This is a genomic window from Methanoculleus sp. UBA413, from assembly GCF_002502935.1.
GTDB classification, from domain to species: Archaea; Halobacteriota; Methanomicrobia; order Methanomicrobiales; family Methanoculleaceae; genus Methanoculleus; species Methanoculleus bourgensis.
The window spans coordinates 1-7,406 of sequence record NZ_DAQR01000030.1 but is presented as its reverse complement, the minus strand read 5'-3'; the positions used below and the strand labels follow the sequence as shown (position 1 = coordinate 7,406).

At 60.5% G+C, this 7,406-nt stretch carries 9 protein-coding genes and 1 pseudogene; 8 read left to right on the top strand and 2 right to left on the bottom strand.

Annotated features, from left to right (window positions below):
• Positions 1-156: pseudogene (locus tag BP858_RS02385) on the top strand (5-amino-6-(5-phosphoribosylamino)uracil reductase); the annotation flags it as partial.
• 368 nt (positions 157-524) lie between these two features.
• On the opposite strand, the gene truD reads toward BP858_RS02385, so the two are convergent.
• Positions 525-1,799, bottom strand: coding sequence for a tRNA pseudouridine(13) synthase TruD (gene truD / locus BP858_RS02380; RefSeq protein WP_286878741.1), 1,275 nt, complete (start codon positions 1,797-1,799; stop codon positions 525-527).
• Positions 1,796-2,158 (bottom strand): peptidyl-tRNA hydrolase Pth2, encoded by a 363-nt coding sequence (gene pth2 / locus BP858_RS02375; RefSeq protein ID WP_062263312.1) that lies wholly within the window; start codon positions 2,156-2,158, stop codon positions 1,796-1,798. The genes truD and pth2 overlap by 4 nt, the downstream gene beginning before the upstream one ends.
• 311 nt (positions 2,159-2,469) lie before the next feature.
• Here pth2 and BP858_RS02370 point away from each other — a divergent pair, with 311 nt between their 5' ends.
• From BP858_RS02370 to cbiQ, 7 genes are all read left to right on the top strand, one after another.
• The gene (locus BP858_RS02370) at positions 2,470-3,063 is read left to right on the top strand and encodes a hypothetical protein (protein ID WP_286878740.1); all 594 of its coding nucleotides are present in this window, start codon (positions 2,470-2,472) and stop codon (positions 3,061-3,063) included.
• Positions 3,064-3,067: 4 nt separating this feature from the next.
• Positions 3,068-3,292 carry a hypothetical protein gene (locus BP858_RS02365; protein WP_074175539.1) on the top strand — a complete coding sequence of 75 codons (225 nt, stop codon included), beginning with the start codon at positions 3,068-3,070 and terminating at the stop codon, positions 3,290-3,292.
• A gap of 134 nt (positions 3,293-3,426) precedes the next feature.
• Positions 3,427-4,578, top strand: a complete 1,152-nt coding sequence (locus tag BP858_RS02360) for a geranylgeranyl reductase family protein (RefSeq protein WP_286878748.1) — start codon at positions 3,427-3,429, stop codon at positions 4,576-4,578.
• 62 nt (positions 4,579-4,640) lie between these two features.
• Positions 4,641-5,279 (top strand): cobalt transporter CbiM, encoded by a 639-nt coding sequence (gene cbiM / locus BP858_RS02355; RefSeq protein WP_286878747.1) that lies wholly within the window; start codon positions 4,641-4,643, stop codon positions 5,277-5,279.
• Positions 5,279-5,629, top strand: coding sequence for a PDGLE domain-containing protein (locus BP858_RS02350; protein ID WP_286878737.1), 351 nt, complete (start codon positions 5,279-5,281; stop codon positions 5,627-5,629). The genes cbiM and BP858_RS02350 overlap by 1 nt, the downstream gene beginning before the upstream one ends.
• A gap of 31 nt (positions 5,630-5,660) precedes the next feature.
• Positions 5,661-6,494, top strand: a complete 834-nt coding sequence (locus BP858_RS02345) for an ATP-binding cassette domain-containing protein (RefSeq protein WP_074175536.1) — start codon at positions 5,661-5,663, stop codon at positions 6,492-6,494.
• Positions 6,491-7,306, top strand: coding sequence for a cobalt ECF transporter T component CbiQ (gene cbiQ / locus BP858_RS02340; protein ID WP_286878735.1), 816 nt, complete (start codon positions 6,491-6,493; stop codon positions 7,304-7,306). The genes BP858_RS02345 and cbiQ overlap by 4 nt, the downstream gene beginning before the upstream one ends.
• Positions 7,307-7,406 lie beyond the last annotated feature (100 nt).

Sequence of the window (7,406 nt, the reverse complement as noted above, 5' to 3'; positions counted from 1 at the left end):
GGCGGTGCCGATACCCCGTCGCTCGTCGGTGGCATGCACATCGAAACCGAGAAGGAGATGATCCGGCTCTCCCTGAAACGTTACTTCATGTGCGGGAGCAACCTGGTCACCGAGTGGAACCTGCTCTACGGCGACGGAGACGGCAGCGGGGTCTGACCGGCTCCATACTTTGCTCTTTTTTGGCGATCCGTCTCACACCCTTAACGCTGGCTTGATGCACTAGCGGAGCATTTCCTCTAAAATCTCCCATGGAAACCGCCCTGATTTGGCGAGTGGGGGGAACATGGCTCTGTTTGTGCCCCGGGCATGGCTTCCTTATGCGGGGAGGGGGCGCGCCCCCCCTCCCCGGCCCCCACCTCCGGGGGCGATTCCCACCGCGGTCCACAGCATGGGGTGAGAGAGCTTGGGGAATAGGTTGTTTTCATGCGTACAGCCTCTCGCTCTGCCCCATGAACGCTCCACACCCCTTCGTGATCTTCCGCGTTATCCACGCCAGGACCCGCAAAATAGGGTGCAATGCTCCACTAGATCATAACATAGGGGTCTGCTTTCATGTACTCGCGGCAGACCGTCGTCGCGTAGTGGCCGGGGGGGAGCGTGAACCCAAGACGGACGCTCTCACCCGACACCTCTGCCTGCAGGTCGGTAGAGAGCGTGATCGGCCTGAGAACCCCGTCGAATTTCATCTCCACGAACCGGGATGCGCGCTCAAAGTCCCCGGCATCGATCCCCTCCTTCTGCATCAGTTCCTGCATGATCTCGTCCATCCGGCCATGCGGCACCACCGGCCCGGATCCCGGGATAAATATGGCGATCCGGCACCGCCCGCGGCGGATCTGTAATTGCGCCGCCCTCATGTTCCGTGTTGTGACGATATCCTCGCGGCCGTCCTGGAAGAGCAGACGGTCGCCGACCTCCGGTTCAGTGAGCGACATGCCTTCATCGATGCGGCAGGAGAGCGCGCAGTTGAAGAGATACGACTGGAATGCGCTCACCAGAAGGGAGAGGAGTTTCGGGGGGAGTGCCCGGAGCGCACCGGCGTAGTCGCCGGGGTTTACGACGAGATGGTTCGCCATCGCCCGCTCGTAGGTCATCTGGACCGGAAGCCCGGCGAGCGCAGCTCTTGCGTCCCGGGTTTCAGCAAAGTGCGTCCTGGCGCCTTGAGCCTCCTCTGTCTCCAGGGGGTATGCTCTGCCTATGTAGGTGACCGCGGCTGCCTCGTAATCGCCGTTCAGGATCTTCTCGCCGACGATATGAGTGACCGGCCTGACGACACCGAACCGCTGCAGCCCGTAGTAGTTCGGTATCCCGGCGGCCGCCACCTCCGTGACCGCCTGCACCCGTGCGGCAAGATCCTCCGGGGTACAGTCGCGGATGGTGATATCGAACCGGTTGCCGACAAGACCCCCGAGGGTGAGCGGGTGCTGCGACCGCCCGACGACCTCAAGCGAGATATCCTTGAGGTGCACCTGCCCGACCGCCTCGGGCGCAAGATCGTAGATCGATATGAACTGGGTGGTCACCGCGTTCTTGTCCTTGGTCCCGGCCCAGGCGATCCGCCGGTGACTGATACCGAGCCGTTTTGCAATCTCCTTGACTGCCCGCTGGAGTTCCCAGTTTGTCTTGGTGAGCCGGCAGATCAGGTAGGGACCGTCGTCAGTGTCGCTGAACGGGAGCGGTATCTCCTCGACGATGAAGTCCTCGGGCTTTGAGCGGAGCCTTCCTCCGATCCCCGGGGTGTCGGATGCGTAGTAGCGCATCCCCAGCTCCTCTTCCAGGGGGTAGGGTGTGGGCATCATAGCAGCGAGAGGTCCCCGGTGATCCGGTCGAGATCCTCGGCACGGGCGGGCCCGAGGCCGAGCGCCGTCACCGTTCCCGGCGGTATCTCAGTCATCCCGGCGTCTTGGATGATCGATGCCGGGATGCCGGCCCGCTCCGCGATCGTCTTGAGTTCATAGAGTTCTCGTTCGCTCTGCACCTTCAGCACCACCTTCTTCTGCCCTTCATCCAGCCAGGCCTTCCTGGCGACTTTATCGGCCTTCTCATAGGCTCCAATGGCAGCGTGGGCGGTCTGCGCACACTTCTTGCCGCAGGACATCCTGATATCGGCACGCACGACCAGACACTGTTTCCACTTAAACTCCCGTGTATCAGGCATTTCGTACTACCTGGGGCATGATCCGTCAAATACGCATCTATGGGGGCGGCGGTCGGAGCACGCCGCATCTGCCGGCCACTCCGTGATCCGACGCGGCGACGGGGCTCCGCATCCCGGATCTTCAGGGGAGATAGCCGCCTGGAAACCGCCCCCTGGAGCGCGATCGTTCCGGCCTTTCTCTCAGGATTATATCAGATTTCCGCCAATATTTGGGGGCTTTTTCCTGTAATAGTCTTTACCGGCCCCCGGATTTTGGGTAATCTATTTATAGGTGGCTGGCCATAATCTGGCATCGAACGAGGTGATTTTTTATGGTAAACCGTGAACAATTACTTGCCGAATCCAGGCAGGAGATGTACGACAGTCTTCCAAAGATTGCCGTCGGGATCGCCATTGCCTTCCTCATATGGCTCTTTGGCGTGCTCATCTTCCTGCCGCTTGCAAACATGCTTGGGGATCCGTTCCTCTTTGGCCTGATAGGCCTTGGCAGCCTGATCTCAGCGATAATCCTCATCGCACTCGTGCTCGTCATCTTCGGTATCTTCAAGGAGGTCCTTGATGTCACCGATGCACTCGCGGGGTATGCTGCCGCGGCGTATTCCCGGGTAGAGACACCTGACGAGAAGGTCGAGCGTTACCAGCGGGCGTTCCGGGGTATCGCGTACGTGCTCCTTGCCGTCATCGCGTTCCTGTTCTTCCTGCCGTTCATCGCAGGGATCATCCCGGTTCTCGCAGGCATCGTGCTGGTCATTCTGGTCATCTGGGCGATCCTCGTCCTCTTCCGGACCGGCAGACTCTTCTCCGGAGAGATAGAGCGGTGGGCCGCGAATTTCTCCCGGCAGGTTGAGTCCCAGCGGCAGGAGATGGCCCTGAAAGAACAGCAGGCCGAAGAGAACAACGAGTAGGTCTATGAGGAAGATATCAATCTACCTCATTTTTGTGGCGATGTGGGTGCTCGCCTCCGTGGCGGTTGCCGCATTTCCCGGTATCATGGCCCCTGTCGCCGGAGCGCTCGCGCTCACCCTCAATGAAACGGTCGCACTCTTCCTCTCCCTGATGGTCGTGCTGACCATTATCTTCCTTGCATTCATCGGCCGGGAAACCGGCAGATTCGTGGCAGAGTATCTCTCGTAGGCAGCACGCCACCGCCGGCGTGACATGCCCATTTATACTCATCGCGACCTAGTATAGTCAGCAAAGAAGTCGCCGGCTGACCGGTCTGCAGACCCGGGGACAGCCGGAATCTTAGTTATGCGAGGCATGGTAGTCTGACCTGGGACGTTGTTGTTGTAGGTGCAGGTCCTTCCGGGAGTGCCGCTGCCCGGGCGTGCGCGGAGAAGGGACTTGCGACGCTCTGTATCGAGGAACATGGGACGATCGGCTATCCTGTGCAGTGTGCGGGACTCCTCTCCACATCTGCGTTTGAGGAGTGCGGCGTCTCCAGGGAATCGGTCCAGAACGAGGTGTGCGGTGCCCGGATGGTCTCAGACCTCGGGGGCGAACTCCTCTTCGACGCCCGGACCACAAAGGCTTACGTCGTGGACCGATCTCTCCTCGACCGTGAGATGGCGCAGAGAGCGGCAGATGCCGGGGCCGAGTTCCTCCTCAAGACCAGTGTATCAGGTATGCAGGGCTCCTCTCTCCTGACCCGTGGGGTCAGGGGGCGTGAAGAGATCCCCTTCCGGCTTGTCATCGCCGCAGACGGGCCGCGGAGTTCCGTTGCCCGGATGCTCGGCCTCCGGCGCCCGGAGATCTACCTCGGCGGGGTGCAGGCTGAGGTGCCGTGCAGGGTGGACCCGCGCTACGTGGAGCTGCACCCCAACGCCTCGCCCGACTTCTTCGGGTGGGTGATCCCGGTCTCGGCGACCAGGGCACGCATCGGTCTCTGTGCAAGAGAACACGCAAAAGACCACTTCGACCGGTTCATCGCCCGGTATGGCGGGAACTGCATTCACCTTGCGAGCGGGGTCATCCCGCTCGGGGTTATGCCGCAGACCTACGGTCACCGCGCACTCTTTGTCGGTGACGCGGCAGGTTTCCCCAAACCCACGTCAGGCGGCGGGATCTACACCGGTGTCAGGTCGGCAAAGCATGCGGCCGAGGTCGCGGCGGCCTGCTGCGCGCGCGGGGCTTTCGATGACGAGAGCCTCCGGGACTACGAGCGGCGCTGGAAGGAAGACTTCGGGAGAGAACTTGATACCGGATTGAAAGTGCTCCGGATGCGGCAGAGGATGACGCCGGAGGAGATCGACCGCCTTTGCCGGGCCTTAAATGACCCGGGCGTCATCGAGACGATCATAGAGCACGGTGATATGGATAGGCCTGGCGCCCTGATCAGGAGGCTCGCCCTGAAACCCGCCCTGATCCGGGGCATGGGCATACTTTTTGCCTCTGGCGTACGTCAGATTCTTACAGGATGAGATGTCCGTAGAGTTTGATCACACTTTTATATCTAAACGTATTACAATCCCTGGGTGTGTTTATGCATATACCTGACGCGTTTATACCGATAGGACAGGCCCTGGTCTACTGGATCATCGCCCTTATCTTCATCGCTCTCGCCCTGCGGTGGGCGCGGAGTTCAATGAAAGAGGAAAAGGTGCCGCTGGTTGCTGTGCTTGCGGCAGGCGTCTTTGCCATCCAGGCAGTTAACATCCCTATCCCCTGGGGGACGAGCGGACATATGGTCGGGGCGGCGCTTGCGGCTATCGTGCTCGGGTCGCCGTATGCAGGAGTCTTCGTCCTGACGCTGGTGCTCCTCGTGCAGGGTATCATATTCGGTGACGGCGGCATCACGGTGATGGGTGCGAACATCATCAACATGGGCGTCGTCGGCGGGTTTGTCGGCTACTATGGCTACACCGCACTCAACGGCGTTATGAACAACGCATACGTCGCTGCGTTCATCGCCGGGTGGGCGTCGCTCTTCATCTCGGCGATCCTCTGTGCGGTCGAACTCGCGATCGCCGGCACGTTCCCGCTGGATCTCGGCCTCACATTCATGGGGACGTACCACGCCGTCATCGGTCTCATCGAGGGTGGGATCACCGCGGTTGCCCTCTACCTGATCGCATCGGCGCGGCCTGATATCCTTGAACGTCCAGCGGGGGTGACCGCGTAATGGAGAAGAAGCAGTATATCATGATCGGTATCGCGATCGCGCTTGTGATCGCCGTTGCCGCACCGTTCATCGCGTCCGGAAACCCTGACGGCCTCGAGAGCGCGTTCTTCAGCATCCACGGTGCAAAAGACTTCCGGGGTGACGAACTTGACGAAGATGCCGCCGAGGCCGCGGAGGCGAGGGCGGTCGAGATCACCGGGAACGATTTTTCGTTCGATGCGCCGCTGCCTGACTACGGCATCGATGGTCTGGATAAACCGGGAGAGGTGCTTGCCGTCGTTGTCGGCACGCTTCTTATGCTGGTTCTGGTCTACGGGGTTGCCCGGATGACGGCCCGACCCGATAACTAGATACCCAACAAAATCCCTACTTTTTGCTATCATGCACCTGGTCGAGACACGCGATCTCACCCATGTCTATCGCGGCAACCTTCCCGCCCTTCAGGGCGTGAACTTCATCGCAGAGAGAAAGTCCCGTATCGCAGTCATCGGGCCGAACGGGGCCGGAAAGAGCACTCTCTTCAAACACTTCAACGGCATACTCAAGCCCACATCCGGCGAGGTGCTGGTCAGGGGTGAGCCGGTCACGAAGGAGAACGTCCGGGAAGTCCGCAAGTTCGTGGGGATCGTCTTCCAGAACCCCGACGACCAGATCTTCTCCCCTACCGTGGAGCAGGATGTTGCGTTCGGCCCGACCAACCTCGGGCTCGACGAGGCCACCGTCGCTCACCGTGTTGAGGAGGCCCTGCACCTCCTTGGTATCGAGGACCTCCGCGAGCGCGTGCCGCACCACCTCTCAGGCGGCGAGAAGAAGAGGGTCGCCATCGCGGGCATCCTCGCGATGGAGCCGCAGGTCTTGGTGCTCGACGAACCGACCGCCGGACTCGACCCCCAGGGCGTCATCGACCTCATGGGGTTCGTCAACCGGCTGCCCGAGGATTACGGCATGACCGTGATCTTCTCGACACACCATGTCGACCTCGTGGCTGAGATGGCGGATTTCATCTACGTGATGGACCAGGGCCAGATTGTAGCCTCCGGGACGGTCGAGGAGATCTTCGCCCGTCCGGAGCTGCTCGCCCGGACCAGACTTGATGTGCCGGTCATACCGAAACTGATCCGGTCGCTGCAGGAGAGCGGTGTTGCCATCGATATGGCCTACACCTACGAGGATGCGCAGAAGTCGTTCCTTGACGCCTACACGAGAAGAGCATGATCGACGACCTCTACGCTATCGAGAAGTCGGCCTACCGGGACAGCGTCATCCACCGGCTGGACGCAAGGGTCAAGCTCGTCATCGCCCTCGCCGGTATCGTCGCGATTGTGGCGATGCCGTACTCGACCAGGGTCTACGAACTCGGCGCCATCCTCTTCGCCTTCTTCATCGTCCTCTGGATCTGCTCGCGTCTCTCGCCGCTCGTCTATCTCCGGCGGCTTCTCCTCATCCTGCCGTTTGGGATCTTCCTCATCGGTTTCCAGATATTTGTGAAGAACAGGTACTACGATGTCTTTCATCCGATCGCGACCCTGCCGTTCGGGATCGAGATCTATGCGGAGTCGGTAGAGTTCGCTTCGATCCTCCTCGTGAAGTTCATCGTCAGCATATCGTTCATCATTCTGCTCTCGTCGACGACGAAGATGCAGGACCTGCTTGAGGCGTCGGGGAGGCTCGGCCTGCCCCGGGAGTTCATCCTCCCGCTCGGCATGATGATCCGCTATATCTTCGTCTTTGCCGAGATCTTCGGGAAGATACGGTCCGCGATGGATACCCGGTGCTTCGACCCCTTCGACCGCAACCTCCCCTACCGCTACCGGCTTCGCCAGCTTGGCTACACGGTCGGTATGCTCTTCATCAGGTCGTATGAGCAGGGCGAGCGCACCTACATGAGTATGCTCTGCCGTGGGTACGGGGAGGGAGCCCACCTGCATATCCGATCCAGACCCATCGGTGCTAAAGAAGCCTCGTTCTTCGCCGGTGCGCTTGCCTTCATCGCGCTCTCCACGGTCCTGATCTACCTGCACCCATAGTGCAACTATTCTGGATTATTGGACTTTGGTGAACCCCTGTACCGGTTCTGGTGATCGTCCCCACCCACCTCAGCCTGGGTGGTGAACGCGGAGTATCCCC